A 23,662-nucleotide genomic window follows, 5' to 3' on the forward strand; every position below is an offset into this window, starting at 1 on the left:
TGCCGATTCCGGATGAAAGGGAAAATGCGTATCCAGAAAATCATTGTATATGGTTTGTTGATTGCCCTGTCGCTCTTATTCCTTTTGCCGTTTTTTTGGATGGTGATGACCGCGCTGAAAGGCCCGGTAGAGCTTGCACAATATCCGCCAAAATTCATTCCTTCCACATGGCATTTCGAGAACTTTGCCAAAGCATGGAACAGCCAGCCATTTAATACTTTCCTGGTGAATAGTTTAATCGTCACGGGGATGACGACCATTGGACAGATTATTTCATCCACCCTTGTCGCGTACGGTTTTGCACGGTTTCAATTTAAAGGGCGGGATACGCTGTTCATTATTTTGCTTGCGACAATGATGATTCCATGGGAAGTAACGATGATCCCGCAATATATGGAATTTAATATGTTTGGCTGGATCAACACGCTGAAGGCATTGATTGTTCCTTCCTGGTTCGGTTCCGCGTTTTATATATTCCTGCTACGGCAATTCATTATGTCGATTCCGAAAGAATTGGATGAAGCGGCAAAAATAGACGGGGCGAATGTGTTCCAAATCTATTACAAAATCTATTTGCCGCTCGTATGGCCCGTCATCGTGCTGATTGCCGTGTTCAATATATTGGGCAGCTGGAATGACTATTTAGGCCCGCTGATTTTCCTGAATGACCAGAGCAAATATACGTTGACGCTTGGTCTGGCGCAGTTTAAAGGAGTTTATGATGTGGATACGAACGGCCTTATGGCGGTTACGTTCCTGATCAGTCTTTTCCCGCTAATTTTGTTCTTTTTTGCACAAAAGAAAATTGTTGAAGGTGTGCAGACTACTGGGTTGAAATAAGTCATTTTTTACAACCTTGAGAAGGAAATGAGGAGTTAATAATGTTGATTTCCGCTCCACTTAGGAAAGCTTCCATGAATAAGCATCGCAGGGACAGGCGTTCTTTGCCTGTCACGAGGCACACGCTTTCCGCGGGGCGTCAGTGGAGCCTCCTCGGCTCAAGCGCCTGTGGGGTCTCCACCTTGCCGCTGCATCCCGCAGGAGTCGGTGCCTTCCGCTCCAATCTAATCGTCAATGGACTGTATTTGCTAGAAAATGCGAACGGAAATTCACTAGTTATCCGCAAAGTTCACTAGTGGGCGTCTGACACCTACTACTTATTGCGAATTTAATAGTAAAGAATCACTAGTCCCTGTCTTAAAATTTGGCGAAAAATTCACTAGTTATTCGCAAAATTCACTAGTGAGGGTCTGACCCCTACTATTTTTTGTAAATTTTAATAGTGAAAAATCACTAGTCCCCGTCTGGCGATTTGGCGGGAAACTTACTAGTTATTCGCAAAATTCACTAGTGAGGGTCTGACCCCTACTATTTTTTGCAAATTTTAATAGTGAAAAATCACTAGTCTCCGTCTGGCAATTTGGCGGGAAACTTACTAGTTAGTCGTAAAATTCACTAGTGAGGGTCTGACCCCTACTATTTTTTGCAAATTTTAATAGCAAAATATCACTAGTCCTCGTCTTAAAATTTGGCGGAAGATTCACTAGTTATTCGCAAAATTCACTAGTGGGCGTCAGACACCTACTACTTATTGCGAATCTTAATAGCAAAATATCACTAGTCAGCTTTGTTAATCCAATCGATTGATTTTGAATGTTAAGAAGGACGTGACTGCATGTTTGATGTAAATAAAATCCCTTTCAGCCGTTATGGTTCTTTTATAACGATTTCACCGAGGCATCGAAGGGACGGTGGTGGGGCGCTTTATATTCGGAATATCCGGAACGGGGACAATGATTTTGGCGAGGTGTTCCGGGTTGATTTGATTCGGGATGGCGAGCCTCTTTCCTATCAGTCTCAAATGTATCCGAGTTTTCTGCGCCTTGAAGCGGACGGCGGCTTTGCGGAATTTTGTATTACGGAAGCGCGGGTTTTGCAAATAAGGAGCGAGGGGGTCGGTGTCAGGCTGACGGGGATTACCGGCGCCTATGATTATGCGGCCCTTGTTGGCGAGAATCGCTGGGAGGTCAATCATTCTTCTCAGGAAATGCGTTATATGCTTACCGCGGTAAAGGGGCGCATTGATATGGATGCCCCGTTCAAGGAGCAGCGCTGTGAAAAAATCATCGTGAATCTTCTTCCGGGACCGTCGGCGGAGATGGAATGTGTGATGGAAGAGTATACGACTGTGTATCGGCCGAGATCCTATGTTTCTTTTTCAAAAGGGCAAGAGATCGTTGAAAAGGAATACGATTCATGGATTCAGGGTGTTCTTCCGGTGCCTGATGAGCATGCGGGTGGACGGGAGCTGGCTGGCTATATTACGTGGTCATGTGTCGTCCCTCCTGAAGGGATGCTGACGAGGCCCGCGATGTACATGTCGAAAAACTGGATGACGAACATTTGGAGCTGGGACCATTGTTTCAATGCGATGGCGCTCGCGAAAAATTCGCCAGAGCTTGCCTGGGAACAGTTCATGATTTTCTTTGACCTGCAGGATGAATCGGGGATGCTTCCGGATTTCGTCAACAATCGCTTTGCATTGTGGAACTTTACGAAGCCTCCGATCCATGGCTGGACATTAAGGCGGATGTACACTCAAAGCGATTATGTGAATGCGGAGAAATTGCAGGAGGTATACGAGCCGCTGGCCAAATGGACGAGTTGGTGGATGACGTATCAGGATAGTGATGGGGATGGCATTCCGCAATACAATCACGGGAATGACAGTGGCTGGGATAACAGCACGATTTTTCGAATGGGACCTCCGGTGGAAAGTCCCGACCTGTCTTCATTCTTAGTATTGCAAATGGAAGTGCTGGCGGAAATCGCAGAGAAACTGGGCCTGGATGTCGAAGCTGAAAGGTGGAGGCAGGAATCCGAGGAACTTTTAACGAGACTGATTGATCATTTCTGGAATGGCGAGCGGTTTGTGGCGAAGAAATCGGGGACCCATGAAGTGATTGAATCAGATAGCCTTGTTCTCTATATCCCTATTATTCTTGGAAAAAGGCTGCCGGCCGGGATTCTGGGAAAATTGGTCGACGGAATCAAAAACAAAGGCTTTTTAACTGAGAATGGCCTGGCGACAGAGCTGCCGTCCAGTCCGTTTTATAAAGAAGATGGCTACTGGCGAGGGCCGATTTGGGCGCCAACGACGATGCTGGTGGTGGATGGACTGCTCTCGGCAGGTGAAAAAGAGCTGGCGCTTGAGATTGCACGGAGATTCTGCAGGATGGCTTCAAAATCCGGGATGGCGGAAAACTATGATGCGTTAACAGGCGCAGGTTTGCGAGACCCGGCATTTACATGGACGTCCAGTGTATTCCTCATGCTCGGCCATCTATTGCAGGAAAATGAGGGAGCTTAGTCAAGGATAAGAGTGGACGATCGTATAACAAAGTCTTACTTGCTGATAAAAGGGTCTCACTTACTGATAAAAGAGTCTCACTTACTGATAAAAGAGTCTTATTTGCTGATAAAAGAGCTGACTTGCTGATAAAACTTACTGATAAAAGAGACTTACTTCATCGGGGTTATTAAGACAGTTTGGAGCACATACACGTCCTGAAACTGTCTTCATCGGGGTTATGAAGACAGTTTGGAGGCCATTTACACTTCGAAACTGTCTTCATCGAGGTTATGAAGACAGTTTGGAGGGCATTTACACTTCGAAACTGACTTCATCGAGGTTATGAAGACAGTTTGGAGCCCATTCACACTTCGAAACTGTCTTACTGCTAAAAGAGCCTCACTTACTGATAAGAGAGCCTTATTTACTGATAAGCCGATTTTACCATCAGAACGCGTTTTTCAATCGAACCAAATTTTGAAGGGGTGGGAAAGCAGTGAATTATGAACAACTATTGGGAATCAAAGATAAGGTGGCGGTGATTACCGGCGGTGCTTCCGGAATCGGGCTGGCGACTGCTGAGCTGTTTGCCGAGGCGGGAGCTGCCGTCGCGGTGCTCGATATTAATGAAGAGCGCGGCGGCCAGGCTGCCAAGGAATTGCGTGACAGAGGGTATAAAGCGGAGTTCTTCAAATGTGATGTCACCTCGGCGGCGGATTGTGAAAGGGCGGCCACCGAGATTGAACAGCAATTTGGCAGAATTGACATTTTGTTCAATAATGCCGGTATAATTCGCAGAAAAACTGTCGTTGAACACACGGAGGAAGATTGGGATTTGGTTCTCAATGTTTCTTTGAAAGGAACGTTTTTACTATCAAAATATGTGATTCCAATTATGGCGAAAAACGGCGGGGGCAGCATCGCCAACACAGGATCTGGCTGGGGCTTAAAGGGCGGTGATCAGGCAGCATCCTATTGCGCGGCAAAAGCCGCTGTTGTGAATTTGACCAAAGCAATGGCCATCGACCATGGAAAACAAAATATCCGTGTGAACTGCGTTTGCCCAGGTGATACGGACACGCCTCTTTTACGGGACGAAGCAAAACAATTGAAATTCGATGAAGCTTCATTCCTTGCTTCTTCTGCAGTTGGGCGGCCACTGGAGAGAATCGGCACACCGCGCGATATTGCAAAAGGGGTGTTATTTTTGGCAAGCGATATGGCTTCCTGGGTGACAGGGACCGTATTAACAGTTGACGGCGGCGGCCTGGCATAAATCAAATGGTAAAGGAGAGAACATGATGAAAAAGGTAGCCCATCCATACATACCGAATACCGTTCCTGAAGTGCAGGAGGAAATGCTAAAGGAGATCGGGGTCCAAACGATTGAGGAGCTCTTTGTCGGAATACCGGAGGAACTGCGTTTTAAAGGGGAATTGACTATTCCCGAAGCGCTCCCGGAATACGAGCTTAAAAAATATGTGGAAGGAATTTTAAACAAAAATAAAACAACCGAGGAGTATCTGAATTTCCTTGGCGCAGGATGCTGGAACCATTTTGTTCCTGCAGTTTGCGACCAGGTGAACACGCGCGCCGAATTTGTGACCGGCTATGCGGGGGATCCGTACGAGGACCACGGCAGGTTCCAGGCATTATTTGAATATCAAAGTTTAATGGCTGAATTGGTTGATATGGATGTAGTGAATGTCCCGACTTTTGATTGGGCGCAGGCCGCGGCGACTTCGATCCGGATGGCCCACCGCATTACTGGAAGGTCCGAAGTGTTGCTGCCGAAAACGATTTCACCTGACCGGTTGAAAATTATTGAAAATTACTGCTCACCCCATATTGCATGCATTCTCGTAGATTACGAAGAAGATTCCGGACAAATCAGCTTAAGCGACCTGGAAGGGAAGCTTTCAGAAAATACCGCGGCGGTCTATTTTGAAAATCCATCGTACCTAGGCTTTATCGAAACGAAGGGCCAGAAGATTAGTAATCTGGCTAAAAGCACCGGGGCGATTACGATTGTCGGCGTCGACCCAAGTTCGCTCGGCGTCCTTGAACCGCCAAGCCATTATGGCGCTGATATCGTCTGCGGCGACCTGCAGCCGCTTGGCATGCATATGAATTATGGCGGAGGCCAGGCCGGCTTTATTGCCACACATGATGATCTAACATTCATTAAGGAATATCCATCGCGGTTATTTGGAATTGCGCCAACCGTTGTAGATGGCGAGTATGGTTTTGGCGATGTGTTTTACGACCGCACATCCTTTGCCCAAAGGGAAAAAGGGAAGGAATCCGTCGGGACACAAACAGCACTTTGGGGGATTACAGCTGGGGTTTACCTGGCGCTTCTTGGCCCGGATGGCATGTATGAGCTTGGAAAATCGATTATGCAAAAATCCCACTATGCGATGGGCGAAATCGGGAACATCCCGAATGTCGCAGCATCCCGTTTTGAATCGGCCAATTTTAAAGAGTTCGTGGTCGATTTTAACCAGACGGGAAAAACAGTCAAAGAAATCAATCAGCATTTACTGGACAATGGAATTTTTGGCGGAAAAGATTTATCGGAAGAATTCCCGGAATTTGGCCAGTGCGCGCTGTTCTGTATCACTGAAATTCATACACAGGCCGATATCGACCGCTTAGTCCAGACAATGAAAGACTTCTTGTAATCTAACCGCAAGTCATAAGCGGAAAAGAAAGGGATGGTGTACGTGGAAAGGATTAAAAGAGGCAAAGTCAGGCAATTCCATCAGGCAAAATGGGATGAGCCCGTTATTTTTGAACTTCATCAAAGCGGCGAACGGGGCGTTTCATTGCCAAGGGTTGAAAGCGGAATTGAAGAAAAAGTAGGGGACGGGGTGTCTAACATTCCTGGGGAAATGGCCAGGAAAAGAAAACCGAATCTTCCGGAAATTTCCCAAAACCGGGTATTGCGCCACTATTTGCGGTTATCGCAGGAAGTGCTGGGCTCAGCGTTCAACGTGGAAATTGGCCAAGGTACATGTACGATTAAATACTCGCCGGAAATTAATGAAGCATTAGGTTCATCCACGAAAATGACAGAGCTCCATCCATTGCAGGATGTCAGTACGGTCCAGGGCGTTCTCGAAATTACCCATAAATTGGACCTCGCCTTAAGAGAGGTTACGGGGATGGACTATTTCTCCTTTCAACCGGGGAGCGGCACCCAGGCATTATTCGCGATGGCATCGATCGTCCGGGCGTACCACGAAGCGAATGGGGAAGCGGACCAGCGCGATGAAATCATCACAACGATCTTTTCCCATCCTTCGCAGGCAGCCACCGCAGCTGTAAAGGGCTATAAAATTATTACGCTTTATCCGGACGAGGACGGGTTTCCGGATCTCGAGAAACTGAAAGCGGCCGTTTCCGAACGAACAGCGGGATTTGTTGTCGCAAACCCTGAAGATACCGGAATTTACAACCCAAGGATTAAAGAGTTTACAAGGATTGTCCATGAAGCGGGCGGGATTTGCTACTATGACCAGGCGAATGCCAATGGACTGCTGGGGATTACAAGGGCAAAGGAAGCTGGGTTTGATATGTGCTTCCTGAACCTTCACAAAACCTTTTCCACGCCGCATGCTTGCGGTGGCCCGGCTACAGGAGCGTTGGGTGTGGTCGACAGGCTGAAAGAATTCTTGCCAGGGCCGATTGTGGAAAAAGACGGCGATGAGTATGTGCTTAATGATCAGCTGAAGCACAGCATCGGTAAGGTCCGTTCCTTCCAGGGCGTTCCGCAGCACGTCCTTCGCGCCTATGCCTGGATTCGCGCGCTTGGGCCGGATGGGCTGAAGGATGTGGCGAAGGTTGCCGTGCTTAACAATAACTATTTGTACCATAAAGTCTTGAAAATTCGAGGTGCCAGCGCGCCATATATCAAAGGGCAAAGATTGGAGCAGGTCCGCTACAGCTGGGAACAACTAACAAAAGACACCGGTGTGGATACCGATGATATCTCCCGCCGGATGGCTGATTTCGCCCATCATTATTGGACGAGCCACCATCCTTATGTGGTGCCGGAGCCGTTCACACTTGAACCGACGGAAACTCCATCAAAGGCCGATTTGGATGAATATATCGCATCATTGACCCATATTGCCGAGGAAGCCTATTCCAATCCGGAGTACGTAAAGTCCGCGCCGCATAACAGCACGACTCATCTTATCAAGGATAATGATGATTTTGATAATCCTGAAAAATGGGCCATCACCTGGCGTTCTTATTTGAAAAAAGCGAAGGCATCGGAGAAGGTTGGTTTTTAAAGTAGATTCAAAAAAATGGTTCTTCACCATAAGTGCTGGTTTTTTTATGAAACTTTTTTATAAGAAGATTGGAGCGGAAGGCACGAAGACTCGTTCGAAAATGCTACGCATTTTCTCCTGCGGTGCATTTTCAAGGAAGAATATTCAACGTCCTGGCGGGAAAAGCTGGCCAGGGGAGACCCCGCAGGCAAGGGTTTCGCCGAGGAGGCTCCCGGACTGCCCGCGGAAAGCGAAGTGCCTGGAGCGCAAATCAACACAAATTCATGATAACCAATTTTTTGTGGTGAAGAACCAAAAAATTGAACCGAAAATGGGGAATGAAACATGAAAAAATCCATGTCCATTATGCTAGTCCTGCTTCTGCTTTTGCTCGCGGCCTGTTCCAATAAATCCGGCGGCGATGAAACGGCATCCGCCGACAGCAAAAATCCAAAAGGCACCATTACGGTTTGGGGTTGGGACGTTGCCGCGGCGACTCTGGAAGCATCGGTTAGAAGCTTTCAGGACAAATACCCCGATGTAAAAGTGAAAGTAGAGGATTTTAACAGCGATGATCTCTACTCCAAGTTGACGGTGGGCCTGGCGGCGCGCGGTTCCGGTCTTCCGGATGTTGTATTAATGGAGGATGAGCGGATTCCGGGGTATATTCATCAGTTTCCGCAAGGATTTCTCAATTTAAGTGAGCTTGGCTACGACAAACATAAAGATTTATTTAATGAGGCGAAGATTGCGGCTGTCCAGGATCCTGATGGAAACATCATTGCCGCCCCGTGGGATATCGGCCCGGCCGGCGTGTTCTATCGTGTTGATCTTTTCAAACAGGCGAATGTCGATCCAAATTCGATCGAAACTTGGGAGGACTATATTGCCGCTGGCGAAAAAATTAAAGCCGCAACCGGTGTAGAGCTGCTTCCAATCGATGTTCCAAATTATGATGGCGTATTTGCGATGATGATGCAGCAGCAGGGAAAGTCCTATTTTAACGAAGATAATAAAGTCAACTTGCAATCCCCTGAGGCGATTAGGTCAATGAAGCTTATCAAGGAAATGTATGACAAAGGATTAGTCCTGCAAAACAATGGCTGGGATGGCATTGTCACGGCAACTGTAAACGGATCGGTCGCGACTGTTCCATACGGGGTCTGGTATGCCGGAACCATCATGGACCAGGCGCCGGAATTGAAAGGGCAGTGGGATGTATTTTATCTTCCAGGCTTTGAGGAAGGCGGAACCCGGTATGCAAACGTAGGGGGTTCCTCATTATTGATTCCCGCATCAACCAAAAACCAATCTGCCGCCTATGCGTTTGTGGATTTCTTTACAACTGACAAAGACGCGCAGCTTTTGGGATTTGAAAAATACGGGCTGTTCCCATCTTTGAAGGACACGTATGACGCGCCGCAATTCACGGATAATAGCGAGTACTTCAATAACAGTCCGATTTTCAAAAAATTTGCTGATATTGTAGACCAGGTGCCAACCGTTTATGTGAACGAAAATCTTGCTAAGGCAAGCAAAGTGACAAGCGATGCCCAGGCAGCCATATTGCTTGAAAATAAATCAGTTGAAGACGCTTTGAAAAATGCCCAAAAACAATTAGAAAACGAAATTAGATAATCAGAATGTTTAGAAATGAGAGAGGGATGTTTCTTCTCTCATTTCCAATCTTTTTAGGAAGGGGACCCTGGGGGATGAAATTACCGATAGTAAAGTCCGTGAAAACAGACGCAGCTCTACAGGCGAAACCAAGAAAGAAATTTATCACTCCTAAAAGTGCCCCATATATTTTTATTGGTCCTGCGTTTCTCTTAACGTTGATATTCACGGTTTATCCGATCATCTCGTCGTTCATTTTAAGCTTTCAAGAAGTACGCGGAGTGGAAAAAACGTTTGTTGGATTTGCAAACTACACCAGGCTTTTCCATGATCCGATTTTTTATAAAGCTTTGACCAATACAGCGCAAATTTTGATTATCCAGGTTCCAATCATGCTATTTACTTCCTTGTTAATCGCTGTCGGACTCCATTCCTCCATGGTTAAGGCAAAGGCGTTTTTCCGAATCTCCTATTTCATGCCGTCAATTACCGCGCTTGTTGCAGCATCGATTGTCTTCATGATTTTGCTGGACGAGCGTTTTGGATTGGTCAACTATGCCCTGTCATTTTTGGGGATTGAGTCCATTCCCTGGCTGACATCGCCTCTTTGGGCCAAGATTTCCGTCATTCTTGTTATGACATGGAGATGGACCGGTTATAATATGGTCATTTTTCTTGCCGGCCTGCAAAACATCCCCGGTGAATTATATGAAGCAGCCAGTATAGACGGCGCCGGGAAGGTAAGACAATTCTTTATGATTACGATTCCTCAGTTAAAGCCAGTATTTATTTTTACGGTCGTAATGTCCACGATTGGCACTTTGCAGCTTTTCGATGAGCCGTTTATTTTGACAAATGGCGGCCCTAACAGCGCCACGATGACGATTACCCTTTATTTATATAACGTCGGCTTTAAATATTTTGAATTTGGATATGCCTCAGCCATCGCCTATGTTCTTGTGCTCATTACCGCGATTATTTCTCTGATTCAGATGAAATTGGTAGGTGACTTCAAAGAATGATCCATTCAAAAAACAATCCGAAAAAAGTTGTCATTTATCTTTTGCTGTTGATTGGCGTGATTTTATCGATTGCTCCATTCTATTGGATGGTGATTGGTTCAACGGTTCAGTCTGGAGAGATTTTTCGTTTTCCGCCTAAACTGGTACCCGGTGATTATCTTTTGAAGAACTTTCAATCGCTGAACAATTCCCTCGGGATTGGACGAATTTTTTGGAACTCTCTATTTATTGCCCTTGTGTACACATTCGCGAGTACGCTGATCAGTGCAATGGCAGGTTATGCATTCGCGAAATTCCAATTTAAAGGAAAGAACGCGTTCTTTTTTGTTATTTTTTGCTCACTGATGATTCCAGGGCAAGTGACACTGATTCCGATGTTTGAAATGATGGTGTCGCTTGATTGGCTAAATACTTATCAGGCAATCATCTTGCCTGGCCTTGCCGCGCCTTTTTCCATTTACTTAATGAGGCAGAATATGAGAGCGGTGCCAAGTTCCCTAATTGAGGCAGCCAGGGTGGATGGCGCTGGGGAACTGAAAATCTTTTTTAGCGTTATTTTACCCGTTACACGGCCAGCGTTGGCAGCGGTCGCCATTTTCCAATTCATGTCGCAATGGAACAGTTTATTATGGCCGCTGATTACCTTAAATTCAAAAGAAATGTTTACGTTGCCTGTCGCCCTTTCAAGCATAATTGGGATGGCGCGTATTGACTATGGACAGTTGATGCTCGGAACAACTTTATCAACGATTCCGATTATGATTTTCTTTCTAATTCTGCAAAAACAATTTATTTCCGGCATCCTTGGCGGGTCCGTAAAAGAATAGCCTTTGAAAGGAGAAAAGAATGAAAAATTTAAAGAGATGGGAAGACATTAAGACTGATGGAATCAACCGGCTGCTTGCCCGGGCACATTTCTTCAGTTATCCGAATATGGAAGCAGCTGTTGCGAATGAACCGGAATCAAGCCGTTTTTATCAGAAGTTGAACGGTACGTGGAGGTTCTTATTCCTGGAGGCGCCTGAATATTCTCCGGAAGGTTTCTTTTTGGATGAATTTGATGCAAGTGCCTGGGATGAGATAGCTGTTCCCGGCAATTGGCAGCTGCAAGGGTATGGGAAGATGCATTATTCCGATCTATGGTATAATTTCCCGATTATTCCGCCGCGTGTGCCAACGGAAAACCCGACCGGAATTTACCGCCGGGAGTTCGAGGTACCTACGGATTTGAACGGGGAACAACTCATTCTCCGCTTCCATGGGGTCGATTCCGCCTATGAAGTGTATGTAAACGGTGAGTTTGCCGGATACAGCAAGGGGGCAAGGGTTCAGGCGGAATTCGATGTCACGGATCTTTGCCGCGCCGGGAGCAACAGTATAGCGGTCCGGGTGTTTCAGTGGTCGGACGGAACGTATTTAGAAGACCAGGATATGTGGTGGCTAAGCGGGATTTTCCGCGATGTTGAACTTTATGCGCGGCCAACTGCGGGAATTTATGATTTTTCCGTAAACACCGAATTGGACGGCGACAATCAGGATGCGGTTTTGTCTGTTTCTGTTAAACTTTCGGAGCATAGTGGCCAGACGATATCGTATGAACTGATCGATTCCGCCGGCGAGCGGGTATTTTTGGAAGAGAAAAAGGGGGATGAAGCTTTCAGCCGTTTGGTTGAAGCCCCGTTAAAGTGGAGTGCGGAAATACCAAACCTTTACCATCTATATATGACGGTAAGGGACCGGGCCGGCGAGACGATTGAGGTGATCCGCCAGCAAGTCGGCTTTCGTTCAATTGTGGTTTCCGGGGAAACATTCCTCGTCAATGGGGTTGCAATTAAGCTCAAGGGTGTCAATCGCCATGATTATAACCCGAAGACGGGCCGGGTTGTGGTAAAAGAAGAAATTGAGCGTGATATTATCACGATGAAGCGCCACAATATTAATGCGATTCGGACGGCCCATTACCCAAACGCTTATTATCTGTATGATCTTTGTGACCAATACGGTATGTATGTAATCGATGAGACCGATCTGGAATGCCATGGCTTTGAATTGACTGGGAAATATGACTGGATCAGCGATGATCCAGAGTGGGAATTGGCTCATGTGTCGCGGATGGAACGGATGATTGCGCGCGACAAAAACCATCCTTGCATTATCATGTGGTCGCTCGGAAATGAATCATCTTTTGGGCATAACTTTCGGGCGATGGCAAAGTTGGCGAAGGAAATGGATCCAACCCGCCTTGTCCATTATGAAGGAGACCGTGAAGCGGAAGTCACCGATGTTTATAGCACCATGTATACATGGCTGGAACGAAACGATGACAGGCTGACGATGGATAAAATCATCGAGAAATCGAAGAAGCCGCATATTCTCTGTGAGTACGCCCATGCGATGGGGAACGGTCCCGGCAATTTAAAGGAATATCAGGATTTGTTTTATAAACACGAGAAGCTTCAAGGCGGATTTATTTGGGAATGGTTTGATCATGGAATTGAAACGGTTGCGGATGATGGCTCTGTGTACTATCGTTACGGAGGCGATTTTGGCGATGATCCAACCAACGGAAATTTCTGCATTGACGGGCTGATTATGCCGGATGGAACGCCATCACCAAGCCTGCTTGAGTATAAAAAGGTGATTGAACCGGTTCAGACGGAGTGTGTGGATATTGAAAAAGGGCTGTTCCGCCTGATTAACCGGTATGATTTCATTGCATTGAATTATTTGGAGTTAACCTGCTCGGTGTTTGAGGATGATAGACTTCTAGACTCATTTGCAGTGGAGCTTCCGGAGGCTGGCGGGCGTGAAAGCGCGGAAATCCGTCTCTCTTTACTGAAGGAATTTGAAAAAATCAACGGTGCAAAGTATTATGTGGTCTTTTCTTACAAACTTAAAGCGGATACACCATGGGCGCCAAAAGGACATGAGCTGGCGAATGCCTCGTTTGAGCTTCCGGGGAAAAACAAGCTTCCCAAGGTGCATGCAGGCGGTGGCTCAGGCCTCCACGTGAATAGGGAAGGCGCGTTCGTAACCGTAAGCGGCAATGGCTTTTCCGTAACCTTTGATCATGTAAAAGGGACCCTCAAAGAGGTTGTCCGCAATGGAAAGGTTCAGCTTGAAAGAGGGCCGCAATTCCAGTTCTGGCGCGCGCCTATTGATAACGATATGTATTTGCTGCCAGATTACCGAACGAAATACTTTATGCATTTGGGCCATGAAATCGTCGAAGAGGTCCATTACGGGTTAAAGGACGGCGTATTCGAGTGGCAGACGGATGCTCTGTTCGGGACAACAAACAGTGCTTGGCATTATAAACTTCACTATTGCTACAGAATTCATGCGGACGGCGATATTGAATTCCGAATTAATGGGATTGCTTCCGGTATGAAAGAAAATGCTCCAGCCATGATTCCACGGCTCGGCGTAAAAATGGTCTTAAATAAGGATTTTGCCTTTGCACAGTGGCGCGGCAGAGGACCGGGAGAAAGCTATGCCGATTCCAAAGAAGCGAATCAATTTGGCGTTTATCAAAAAACGGTAGATGAGCTGTTCACCAATTATGTAAAGCCGCAGGAAAACGGCAACCGCTCTGACTGTGATTGGGTAAGCTTTACCGGCCAAAATAAGAACGGGGTTATTTTCACCACCAATGATAAATTTGATTTCAGTGCATCACGGTATGAAATCAGCGACCTTGAGCATGCGAAACATACGATTGATTTGAAGCCCCGCGATTATGTCGTCCTAAATCTCGACTACAAGCAAAACGGTTTAGGCAGCAACTCCTGCGGCCAAAACCAGCTAAAAAAATACCAGTGCACATTCGAAGACTTCACGCTAGCATTCCGAATGACATTATTCAATGAAGAAGAAATCACGGCCGTCGAACTCGGGCGGTTGGGGTGATTGGAGTGGGTGAAGTGAAGCAGTGAAGCAGGGGACGTGTCCATTGCCTCACTTTGTAAGTGAAGCAGGGGACGTATCCGTTGCCTCACTTTGTAAGTAGCGCGAGTTTCTTCTATTATAATGTGTTTCTATTGGAGCAGGGGAAGGATCTATTGTTCCAATTTGATAAGTAGGGAAACATCGAACAGTTTTCAATAATTCGTGCCTAAATGATTGAGCCCCCGTTACAATCGCTGCCGCGGTTGTAACGGGGGCTTCTTTGTTTTTCTTTTGGTCGGCGAGGGATAGCGAATGGTGGGGTATTTGGTGTCAGTTTGCCGAAAGGCGGGCCTGGTGTATGGGCCGATTTTCCCGAAAAAACCTGCCTGTGAAAAAACAAAAGGCACAACACGGAGGATTTCCGCTTGTGCTTTTTGATTGTGCAATACTTCCGATTTAGCCGAGTAGGCGAAAATCCGGTTTGGTTGTCAGATAAAGCGGAACCGTCCCCTGCTTCTATCTTTTATGGGACTTTTTCTTTTTCTTTTTGCTGGGGAGTTGATGGATTTTTTTGGGCTTGATCTGCCGCAGTTGTTTCCCCATGTATAGTTCTGCAAGAGGATAGAAGGTTTCGAGTTGGTCGATTTCCAAGTCGAAATCTAAATCTCTTTGTTTCTTGGATGTTTCCTCATTTGAGGTGTCGCCGATGTATTCGTTTCGCAATTGAGCGGGAGGGAGCATTGGCACTTCGTCATTTGTGTGCAATGAAATGAGTGCTAATTTATTCAGAGCTGCTGCCAGGATATCCCGCAAAGTGCGTGCTTCTAATTTAGTGTAATCCCTTGCAGCTAATAAAGCGCGATGAAGATGGGCGGCACCTTCCTGAACAAATCCCGCTTCGGTAAGGATGTCTCCCAGTGAGTAATGCGATTCCATTTGGTGGGGATCGATTTCTAGAGACAGTTCGTAGGCACATACTGCCAAATCAGGCCTGTTTCCTTTGTAGTATAGATTCCCGAGCCTGTTCCATAAATAGCTGTCTTCTTTATGCAGGATTTTATTTAGCAAATATTCCTCGCTGTCAGTTGCATATTGGTGGGAACTTCCATCAAAAAGCCTATTTTCTGCAAAAAGATAATCCTTGTTATCGCCTCCCAGTGCCGCGGCTAACCCGAAAGTCATCCTCATCTTGAAAGTATCGGAATAATCCCATGGTCCTCCTGAATTGCACTGGATGCAGCGAAAGTAGCCGGTTAATTGGACAAAATCCAGATTATCTTTCTCTTCAGGTCTATATTTCTTCAGGTTGAATGCCATTGTGCCAATATCGTATTTTGCTTTTTTGCCACAGTTTCGGCAGATTAATGCTTCAATATTTTTTGACAGGAGCGGCTGTATCTCATTCGAGTTTTTTGCAATTAAAGCTGCAGATTCACCTGGAAGTTCTGAAATATTAGGGGTTTGGGAAATCGCCTCCAATTTTCTGCCTGTAGCCACACTAACCAGTAACGGATTGATCATTAATTTAGCCATCGCCTTCACCTTCCATATCTATTTGATATAGTCCAAGTTTAGCATAGTCGGTAAAAGGGAGGAACACGGATGGAGTCTCACGATCAAAGGTCTTCTGGAAGGAATCGCTAGGTGAACTGATAGGGCAGGGAACGGTTCTGCTACTTCTTTCGGGAGTCAGAAACGTCCCCTGCCTCGCTGCTTCCAGAAGGAGACGGCTTATCCCCCTGTATTCGAATGTCGCAAAGTGTTCAATTTTTTACAGCTTACATTGGCTGTGACCGGGAAAGATAGAAATATAGTACAATCTTTGGGGGAATTGGGATGATTCGCGAGTTGGAAGAAGCTGAGGTAAGTTCTGTTATATTTATGCGTGATTATTTACAGTTTTTCTTTGAGGGGGATCGGGGCAGCGGTATGCTTACCGCCTATGTTATGCCGCAACTTTTTGTGACCGGACAGAGAGTTGACAGTACGGTTCCGGGTTACCGGGATTCGTTATGCTCATTTATTAACCGAAAGGTGAAACGGTCCGAACTGGAGGAGTGGAAAATCAAGTTGGTTTTCGATAATGATGACAGGCTTGAGATACCTCTGCAGGAAGCTGATTCAATGGGAATGGAAGCGGCGATGTTACGCTTTGATAATGAGATTTTGATATGGTAGTGGACCATGGGGGTGGGCCATGGGGACGGTTCGGATGGCTTATAAATGCCAGAAGAACCGTCCCGGTGGGTTTAATCGCCACGTGGCGGGAGCAGAGAATTCTTTCAACGGCCGGTTTCGACTTTTTTGATTTTTTCAGTTGTCCAGAGGGCGAGCTGGAGTGTAAGGGCGTCATGAAAGATTTTTGGGTCAAAGCCTGTTTCTTCCTGGATCCTGGAAAGCCTGTAGATGAGCGTGTTCCGGTGGAGGAACATAGCTTCAGCGGTTGCCTGTATATTCAGGTTGTGTTCAAAAAAGGCTTGAAGGGTATCGGCGTATTTTTCTAATGGCTTGCTCATCAGCCTTTTGGAAAATTTATCAGCCTCCGCCAGTTCTGTCTTAAAAATCAGGGCTTTTGATTCCACTTTCGAAAAAGGGATGATTTTTTCTCCTTTGCTGGAAATGTCAAGAGCCAGGTCGCAGTCAAGATAAGCGGTATTGAACTCTGTTAAGTTTTGGAAGGGAGTGCTGTAAGACAATCGGCAAGAAACTTCCATATTCTCCAGTTCAGCTGTAATTTTCTCCACCTTCCGTTCTATATCGGCAGTGGACACTTTCTGAAAGGCAATGAACATGCGATTGATATTGATAAAGCTTATAATTCCCTCTTGATCACTTATTAAGTGTTCAGCTCTTTTGAGAAGTGCCTTGTTTGAAATATTGCGTTCGTTTATTTCGATGACACAGGCTGTAAACGGGGGTTCAAAATGAATCCCAAGCAAAGCCAGTCCGCGATCCACATGGGCAAGGGAAGGGGGGATTTTCAACAACTCCTCGATGATCCTCTCTTTTGTCCGCTGCTTCCACTCCAATTGTGAGGATATAAATTCCTGCTTAATCAGCAGCTCAGTCGTCATTTTGACCAGTCCAGCAAATTCCTGTAGTTCTTCTGGACTCCCCGTTATCCCAATAACTCCGACTACACGCTCCTGAAATTGGATTGGTATATTGATACCCGGCTGGGCTCCTTTCCAGTTTTCTATCTCTTCCTTAGTAAGAGAAACAGTTTCGCCTGTCCGCAGAACGGCAAGGGCACCTTCATGAATATCACCAACCCGAGAACTGGTCCCGGAGGCAATTATCACCCCATTGTCATCCATGATATTGATGTTCCTGTTTAATCGGACGGATGTTTCTTTTACGATTATCGACGCAATTTCTTTGGTTAACATGGGTCCTCCTAAGAAAATTTAGTTGTTCTACACAAAAATTAAGTGAAAATTTAGTTAATTCTTAGCTGTTACAAACGATGTTTCTTGTCGAATGACGCAGTATAATAATAGTAAGAATATTGAAAACGCTTACCACGGAGGATGCTATGAAAATTGTTATTGCGCCAGATTCATTCAAAGGAAGCATGAGTTCAGTAGAAGCTGCGAAAGCAATTGAAGCAGGTCTTTTGCGGGCGTTTCCCGAGGCGGAAACAATTAAACTTCCTGTCGCCGATGGCGGAGAGGGAACGCTGGAAACCCTGATTGCTGCAACAGATGGAACTATTGTCCCAGTGAATGTGACAGGACCATTGGGTGCCGAAGTGGCAGGGGAGTACGGCGTGCTTGGAAATGGGCAAACCTGCGTAATTGAGATGGCTAAAGCATCTGGCCTTTCGCTGGTCCCAGAGCCAGAATTGAATCCTTTGAAAGCGACGACGTACGGGACAGGCCAATTGATAAAGCAGGCGCTCGATGACGGATATAAATCATTCATCCTTGCGTTGGGAGGCTCGGCAACTAATGATGGTGGGGCAGGCATGCTCCAGGCGCTCGGGCTGAAACTGCTCGACAGGAATGGGCAGGAGGTCGGACACGGGGGGACTGAACTCATTAGAGTTGCTACTATTGATTCTACCGGGTTCGATTCCAGAATACAAGAATGCGAGTTTTTGATTGCCTCCGATGTGCAGAACCCTTTCACTGGTCCGGAGGGGGCATCCTATGTTTTTGGCCCGCAAAAGGGTGCAGCGCCAGCCGATGTGGAACTTCTCGATAATTGCCTGCGCAACTTCGCCAATGTCGTCGAAAGGACAACAGGCGTTCAACTTCATGACATGCCGGGAGCTGGGGCTGCCGGAGGTATTGGGGGAGCGTTTCTGGCTTTTTTTCCTGCCAGGATGAAGCGCGGCATTGATGTCGTCATTGAGTATACAGGGCTCACTGAAAGGGTGAAAGGGGCAGATCTTGTCATTACAGGGGAAGGGAGAGTCGATTTTCAGACAGTTTCAGGAAAAACCCCAATGGGAGTGGCCCAGGCCGCTACCTTGCAGGGAGTCCCGACTATCATCCTCGCAGGGTCGGTCGGGACCGGAATTGAAGAGCTATATGAGTATGGAGTTGTGAGTGTCCACAGTATTATAACAAGGCCATTGGAATTACAAGAGGCAATACAATCAGCCAGGGAATTGACAGAATTTGCTTCAGAGCAAGTAGTCCGGTCATTTTTTTATCGTTCATCAAAAACAAATTAAAAGTGGGGGAAAAACGATGAAAATCAAGAAAACGATTGAAAAGGTTCCTGGTGGGTTAATGGTTGTGCCGTTGATGCTAGGGGCATTCCTGAACACGATTGACCAGCTTCATATACCGTTAATCATGGACTTCCTGAAAGGCCTAGGGGTAGCTCAGACAGCTGATGGCAATTATGAATTTCTTCGCATCGGCGGCTTTTCGGAGCAGTTGTTTAAAAATGGCGCTCTGACCCTGATTGCCTTGTTCCTATTTTGTGCGGGGAGCCAGATGAATTTCCATGTCGGCGGGAAGGCACTTAAAAAAGGTGCTATTTTAACGACCTCCAAGTACTTGACTGGTCTAATCATTGGGTTGTTGTTCGGTTATTTCTTCGATCCGTTTAATGGCTTCCTAGGATTGTCGACTATGGCCATCATTGCCGCGATGACGAACGGGAACGGCGGGATGTACGCTGCCTTGACCGGGCAGTATGGGAACCGTTCAGATGTCGGCGCCGTTGCAGTTTTGTCCTTAAATGACGGTCCGTTTTTTACGCTAATGTCACTTGGGCTAATGGGTTCGCAATTCCCAGTCATCGCCTTCATCGCTGTTCTGCTGCCAATTGCAATTGGGATGATTCTGGGGAATCTCGATTCCGATATTCGTGAATTCCTGAAACCAGGTGAAATTCTACCTGTACCATTTTTTGCTTTCGCCCTTGGAGCGGGCATGAACTTTGCAAACTTCTTCAACCCATCCGTAGTCGCTGCCGGCCTGACGCTAGGCATTTTGACAACTATCCTGACAGGTGGAACTGGAATGCTTGTGTTCAAACTTTTCAAAGAAAAAAGTCATATTGCCCCGTGGGCTGAGGCATCGACAGCCGGCAATGCGGTAGGCACACCTGCTGCGATTGCCGCTGCAGCAGCGGTTGCTGCGAGTTCCGGCATGATGAGCGCAGCAGAGGCGGCGAAATTTGCGAGCATCGCGAACATGGCAACCGCTCAGATTTCCATCGCGGTCCTCACCACAGCAATTCTTTGTCCAATTGCAGTCATCATGATTGACCGCTACCAACGAAGACGCGGCATAAATGGGCAGCTCGAAGATTCAGTAGAAAGTTCAGGTGCAGAAAAGGTAATTGCATAACAAGATTGATAGATTTAAAACTGTCCCCTGGGAGCAATCCCAGGGGTTGTCTCATAACCATTCTGTTATAATGTGGTAGAAATGGGTGAGACGGTATGAACTTATCTGTGGCCAAAAGTCTTTTACACTTAAAAAGTGAGGGATTGAAATGAATACGACGTTGTTGTACGGGCAGAGTGGACTGGAAATCGAGGTGCCAGACCATTCTTTTATTGTCGAACCGAATGACCTCCCGGCTTTGGAAGATTACGAGGAGGCTTTAAGGAATGCGATGCGTAACCCAATTGGTTCGCCATCCTTGAAAGAAAGTGTCAAATCTACCGATAAGGTTGCAATTGTCATTAGCGATATTACAAGGCCGACCCCAAATCATATCCTCGTACCCTTCTTGATTGAGGAATTGAACCATGTACCGCTCGAAAACTTTGTGGTTATTAATGGAACTGGAACGCACCGAGATCAGACTAGGGAAGAGTTTGTCCAAATGCTGGGCGAATGGGTCGTTGAGAACATCCGGATCATTAATAATAACTGCCATGATAAGGAGACTCTCGTAAAAGTTGGCCACAGTCGGTTCGGCTGTGATGTTTATTTGAATAAGGACTATGTGGAAGCCGATTTCAGAATTGTTACCGGTTTCATCGAACCTCACTTCTTTGCCGGATTTTCGGGCGGGCCTAAAGGGATTATGCCAGGGATTGCCGGCATTGAAACAATCATGACCTTCCATAACGCCAGGATGATTGGGGATCCTCAATCCACGTGGGGAAATATGGTGAACAACCCTGTTCAGGATATGACGAGAGAAATCAATACCATGTGTAAGCCTCATTTTATGCTGAACGTGACACTAAACAAGGAAAAGGCGATTACCAACGTATTTGCCGGTGAATTGTACGAGGCCCATGACCAGGGCTGCGCCTTTGTAAAAGAGCATGCGATGGTCCGCTGTGAAGAAAGATTCGATGTTGTCATAACCTCTAATTCCGGCTACCCACTCGACCAGAATATGTACCAGGCCGTTAAGGGGATGAGCGCGGCACAGAAAATCGTAAAAAAGGGCGGGGCAATTATCGTCGCTTCCGAATGTTCTGATGGCCTGCCGGACCACGGAAATTATTCGAAAATCTTCGGACTGGCGGACAGCCCGCAAGGATTACTTGATTTAATCAGCGATCCCGAGTTCAAAATGTTCGACCAGTGGCAGGTACAAAAGCAGGCTGTCATCCAGGTATGGGCAGATGTGTATGTGTATTCCACATTGACTGACGAGCAAGTAAAGGGCGCCATGCTAAAGCCGACAAAAAACATCGAGCAGACACTTGAGGAATTGAAGCAACTCCACGGTAGAGACATCACTGTCGCTGTCCTTCCGCTTGGTCCGCTTACAATTCCGTATGTGGAAGAATGATTGGTGATAATCCATGAACAAAATTGTACTCATTGCAGATGACCTTACCGGAGCATGCGATTCTGGGGTCCAATTTACCCAAAAGGGCCTCAAGTCGGTTGTCAGCCTGGATGGGACCATACCGACCGGCATGCAATCCGAAGTGATCATTTTCGATACTAACAGCAGGGCCTTGCCGAAAGACGAAGCATACCAATCTGTTGATCGGATAGCAGAACAAATTGAGTCCGTCCCGTACACACTTCTTTATAAAAAGATCGATTCAACGCTCCGCGGCAATATTGGCAGCGAAGTAGACGCGCTGATGGATAGGCTCCAATTAGACATTGCTGTTATCGCACCTGCCTTTCCTGAGCTTGGGCGGACTACTGAGAAAGGTATCCATTATTTAAACGGGGTACCCGTTAATGATACAGAAATTGCGAATGATCCAAAAACCCCGGTAAAAGAAGCAAACATTATCAAGCTTCTCTCTAGCCAGTCTAAAAGGGACGCTGCACTTTTTCCAACTGGAGTTTTTGCGGAAGGTCCGGGAGCGGTTGAAGCCGTCATCAATGAGTTTGTCGCAGAAAATAAGTTGCTCCTTGTCTTTGATGCGGCCAGTAGTGATGACTTGCGTGAAGTAGTAAGGAATCTTAAGGACCTGCCGTTTAGGGTGGCTTGGGTTGGGTCTGCGGGCCTTGCGGAAGCATTATCTTCTGGAGGCAGACAATCAATGGCCCTGTCTACCATGCTGGAATCTTCCGGGAAGGGTCCTATCTTCGTTGTGTGCGGCAGCCGTTCCGGTGTAGCCAAACGCCAAGTGGAGCATATCCTGGACTTTTCTAATACGGTATCAGTCCTGCTTGTGCCGGAAGCATTGCTTGATGAGGGAAGCCGGATAGCTGAAATTGCCCGTTGCCGGTCAGAGCTTCAAGCCTTTCTTTCAAAAGGGAAGGATGTAGTGCTCCATGTCGAAACCGGTGTAGGAGTACCCGTTTCCAGGTCGGCCGACATCCCATACATCATTGCCGACGCGCTTGGGGAGATTGCTTCCGCTGCCATCCAAACCCACAGCCTTGGTGGCGTGGTCATGACGGGCGGGGACACGGCAAAAGCAATCGCCAAAAAACTGGGTGTTCAGGGGATGGAACTGTTTGGTGAAGCCGAGCGTGGGCTTCCTGTCTCAAGGTTGTTGGGTGCGTTCGGACTCCCTGCCGTAACCAAAGCAGGTGCCTTTGGCTCGGACCAATCGCTCCTCAGCGCGTTAAAGCTTCTGAAAGGGGATGAGGAAACGTGAAGCCAGTCGTAGCCATCACAATGGGCGATGCTGCCGGAATCGGACCGGAAATTATTTTGAAGGCCCTTGGCCGTAAGGAAACCTATGAAATTAGCCGTCCTCTTGTTATTGGAGATACATCAATTTTGGAAAGGGCCGCCGGTTTTATTGGGTCTGATGTTAAAGTGAATTCGATTGCGGATCCTGTTGAAGCCGCCTTTCAGCACGGTACGGTCGATTGTATAGATTTACACCTGTTGCATGCGGACATTCCCGTTGGAAAAGTATCCAAGGAAGCAGGTAATGCTGCGTTCAGATATTTGGAAAAAGGGATATCCCTAGCAAAGCAGGACAAAATTGATGCAATTTGCACTGCCCCATTGAATAAGGAGGCGCTCCATCTGGGCGGCCATCTTTTTCCCGGGCATACTGAAATCCTTGCTGAATTGACCGGTACAAAAGACTTTGCGATGATGCTGACTGCCCCGAATTTAAGGGTTATTCACGTAACGACGCATGTCGGGCTACTAAAAGCGGTTGAGCTCATTAACCCCGAAAGAGTATTCAAAGTTATTAAACTGGCGCATGAAACGCTTAAGAAGGCGGGAATTATCAATCCTAAAATTGCGGTCTGCGGCATCAATCCGCATGCGGGAGAGAATGGTTTGTTTGGGAATGGTGAGGAAGAGGATAAGATTGTCCCGGCGGTTGACAAGGCTGTTCGGGAAGGAATCGAAGTCTTCGGGCCACTGCCTGCCGATACGCTTTTTTTCAGAGCGACACGAGGCGATTTTGACATCATCGTTGCAATGTACCATGACCAGGGCCATGCTCCGATTAAGGTCCTCGGGCTTGAAGCGGGTGTCAACATTACAGTTGGGCTGCCGATTATACGTACCAGTGTCGATCACGGAACTGCCTTTGATATTGCGGGAAAAGGGATTGCGAGCGAGGATAGCCTAATGGAAGCGCTCCGGCAAGCGGTCGCTCTTGCCCCAAAACGAACATAATGAGGTGTACAAAG

The 23,662-nt window shown here is 46.9% G+C and carries 19 protein-coding genes; 17 read left to right on the plus strand and 2 right to left on the minus strand.

The window, feature by feature from the left end:
• Positions 1 to 12: 12 nt before the first annotated feature.
• The 11 genes from AR337_RS18050 to ebgA all read left to right on the plus strand — a co-directional run bounded on the left by AR337_RS18050 (position 13) and on the right by ebgA (position 14,180).
• On the plus strand, positions 13 to 840 hold the full coding sequence (locus AR337_RS18050; RefSeq protein WP_059173431.1) for a carbohydrate ABC transporter permease: 828 nt from the start codon (positions 13 to 15) through the stop codon (positions 838 to 840).
• Positions 841 to 881: 41 nt separating this feature from the next.
• On the plus strand, positions 882 to 1,136 hold the full coding sequence (locus tag AR337_RS18055; RefSeq protein ID WP_059173432.1) for a hypothetical protein: 255 nt from the start codon (positions 882 to 884) through the stop codon (positions 1,134 to 1,136).
• Positions 1,137 to 1,675: 539 nt separating this feature from the next.
• Positions 1,676 to 3,370 (plus strand): amylo-alpha-1,6-glucosidase, encoded by a 1,695-nt coding sequence (locus AR337_RS18060; protein ID WP_059173433.1) that lies wholly within the window; start codon positions 1,676 to 1,678, stop codon positions 3,368 to 3,370.
• A gap of 478 nt (positions 3,371 to 3,848) precedes the next feature.
• A complete protein-coding gene (locus tag AR337_RS18065; protein WP_059173434.1) occupies positions 3,849 to 4,628 on the plus strand; it encodes an SDR family NAD(P)-dependent oxidoreductase in 780 nt (259 codons plus the stop codon).
• A gap of 25 nt (positions 4,629 to 4,653) precedes the next feature.
• Entirely contained in the window at positions 4,654 to 6,036 is a 1,383-nt protein-coding gene (gene gcvPA / locus AR337_RS18070) for an aminomethyl-transferring glycine dehydrogenase subunit GcvPA (RefSeq protein WP_059173435.1), read from the plus strand.
• A gap of 42 nt (positions 6,037 to 6,078) precedes the next feature.
• Positions 6,079 to 7,653 (plus strand): aminomethyl-transferring glycine dehydrogenase subunit GcvPB, encoded by a 1,575-nt coding sequence (gene gcvPB / locus AR337_RS18075; RefSeq protein ID WP_253701920.1) that lies wholly within the window; start codon positions 6,079 to 6,081, stop codon positions 7,651 to 7,653.
• 46 nt (positions 7,654 to 7,699) lie between these two features.
• Positions 7,700 to 7,981: a hypothetical protein gene (locus AR337_RS23650; protein ID WP_216637395.1), complete on the plus strand. Its 282-nt coding sequence runs from the start codon at positions 7,700 to 7,702 to the stop codon at positions 7,979 to 7,981.
• The gene (locus AR337_RS18085) at positions 7,978 to 9,270 is read left to right on the plus strand and encodes an ABC transporter substrate-binding protein (protein ID WP_059173438.1); all 1,293 of its coding nucleotides are present in this window, start codon (positions 7,978 to 7,980) and stop codon (positions 9,268 to 9,270) included. Before AR337_RS23650 ends, AR337_RS18085 begins: the two co-directional genes overlap by 4 nt.
• Positions 9,271 to 9,344: 74 nt before the next feature.
• Positions 9,345 to 10,271 carry a carbohydrate ABC transporter permease gene (locus tag AR337_RS18090; RefSeq protein ID WP_082687057.1) on the plus strand — a complete coding sequence of 309 codons (927 nt, stop codon included), beginning with the start codon at positions 9,345 to 9,347 and terminating at the stop codon, positions 10,269 to 10,271.
• Complete coding sequence (locus AR337_RS18095) at positions 10,268 to 11,098, plus strand: carbohydrate ABC transporter permease (protein WP_059173439.1); 831 nt, start codon at positions 10,268 to 10,270, stop codon at positions 11,096 to 11,098. Before AR337_RS18090 ends, AR337_RS18095 begins: the two co-directional genes overlap by 4 nt.
• Positions 11,099 to 11,117: 19 nt before the next feature.
• On the plus strand, positions 11,118 to 14,180 hold the full coding sequence (gene ebgA / locus AR337_RS18100; protein ID WP_059173440.1) for a beta-galactosidase subunit alpha: 3,063 nt from the start codon (positions 11,118 to 11,120) through the stop codon (positions 14,178 to 14,180).
• Positions 14,181 to 14,675: 495 nt separating this feature from the next.
• Here ebgA and AR337_RS18105 read toward each other — a convergent pair whose 3' ends face one another.
• Positions 14,676 to 15,692 carry a hypothetical protein gene (locus tag AR337_RS18105; RefSeq protein ID WP_059173441.1) on the minus strand — a complete coding sequence of 339 codons (1,017 nt, stop codon included), beginning with the start codon at positions 15,690 to 15,692 and terminating at the stop codon, positions 14,676 to 14,678.
• 303 nt (positions 15,693 to 15,995) lie between these two features.
• Between AR337_RS18105 and AR337_RS18110 the strand changes: the two genes are divergently transcribed.
• Positions 15,996 to 16,337, plus strand: coding sequence for a hypothetical protein (locus AR337_RS18110; protein ID WP_059173442.1), 342 nt, complete (start codon positions 15,996 to 15,998; stop codon positions 16,335 to 16,337).
• A 104-nt stretch (positions 16,338 to 16,441) separates the two neighbouring features.
• On the opposite strand, the gene AR337_RS18115 is transcribed toward AR337_RS18110, so the two are convergent.
• A complete protein-coding gene (locus AR337_RS18115) occupies positions 16,442 to 17,548 on the minus strand; it encodes a sugar diacid recognition domain-containing protein (RefSeq protein WP_059173443.1) in 1,107 nt (368 codons plus the stop codon).
• A 146-nt stretch (positions 17,549 to 17,694) separates the two neighbouring features.
• Here AR337_RS18115 and AR337_RS18120 point away from each other — a divergent pair, with 146 nt between their 5' ends.
• From AR337_RS18120 to pdxA, 5 genes are all read left to right on the plus strand, one after another.
• On the plus strand, positions 17,695 to 18,840 hold the full coding sequence (locus tag AR337_RS18120; protein ID WP_059173444.1) for a glycerate kinase: 1,146 nt from the start codon (positions 17,695 to 17,697) through the stop codon (positions 18,838 to 18,840).
• 16 nt (positions 18,841 to 18,856) lie between these two features.
• Positions 18,857 to 19,969: a 2-keto-3-deoxygluconate permease gene (locus tag AR337_RS18125; RefSeq protein WP_059173445.1), complete on the plus strand. Its 1,113-nt coding sequence runs from the start codon at positions 18,857 to 18,859 to the stop codon at positions 19,967 to 19,969.
• Between the two features lie 148 nt (positions 19,970 to 20,117).
• On the plus strand, positions 20,118 to 21,380 hold the full coding sequence (gene larA / locus AR337_RS18130) for a nickel-dependent lactate racemase (protein ID WP_059173446.1): 1,263 nt from the start codon (positions 20,118 to 20,120) through the stop codon (positions 21,378 to 21,380).
• Between the two features lie 13 nt (positions 21,381 to 21,393).
• Positions 21,394 to 22,659 carry a four-carbon acid sugar kinase family protein gene (locus AR337_RS18135; protein ID WP_059173447.1) on the plus strand — a complete coding sequence of 422 codons (1,266 nt, stop codon included), beginning with the start codon at positions 21,394 to 21,396 and terminating at the stop codon, positions 22,657 to 22,659.
• A gap of 20 nt (positions 22,660 to 22,679) precedes the next feature.
• Positions 22,680 to 23,648, plus strand: a complete 969-nt coding sequence (gene pdxA / locus AR337_RS18140; RefSeq protein ID WP_059173693.1) for a 4-hydroxythreonine-4-phosphate dehydrogenase PdxA — start codon at positions 22,680 to 22,682, stop codon at positions 23,646 to 23,648.
• Positions 23,649 to 23,662 lie beyond the last annotated feature (14 nt).

This window comes from Bacillus sp. FJAT-27445 (genome assembly GCF_001510665.1).
GTDB lineage: Bacteria > Bacillota > Bacilli > Bacillales > Cytobacillaceae > Bacillus_D.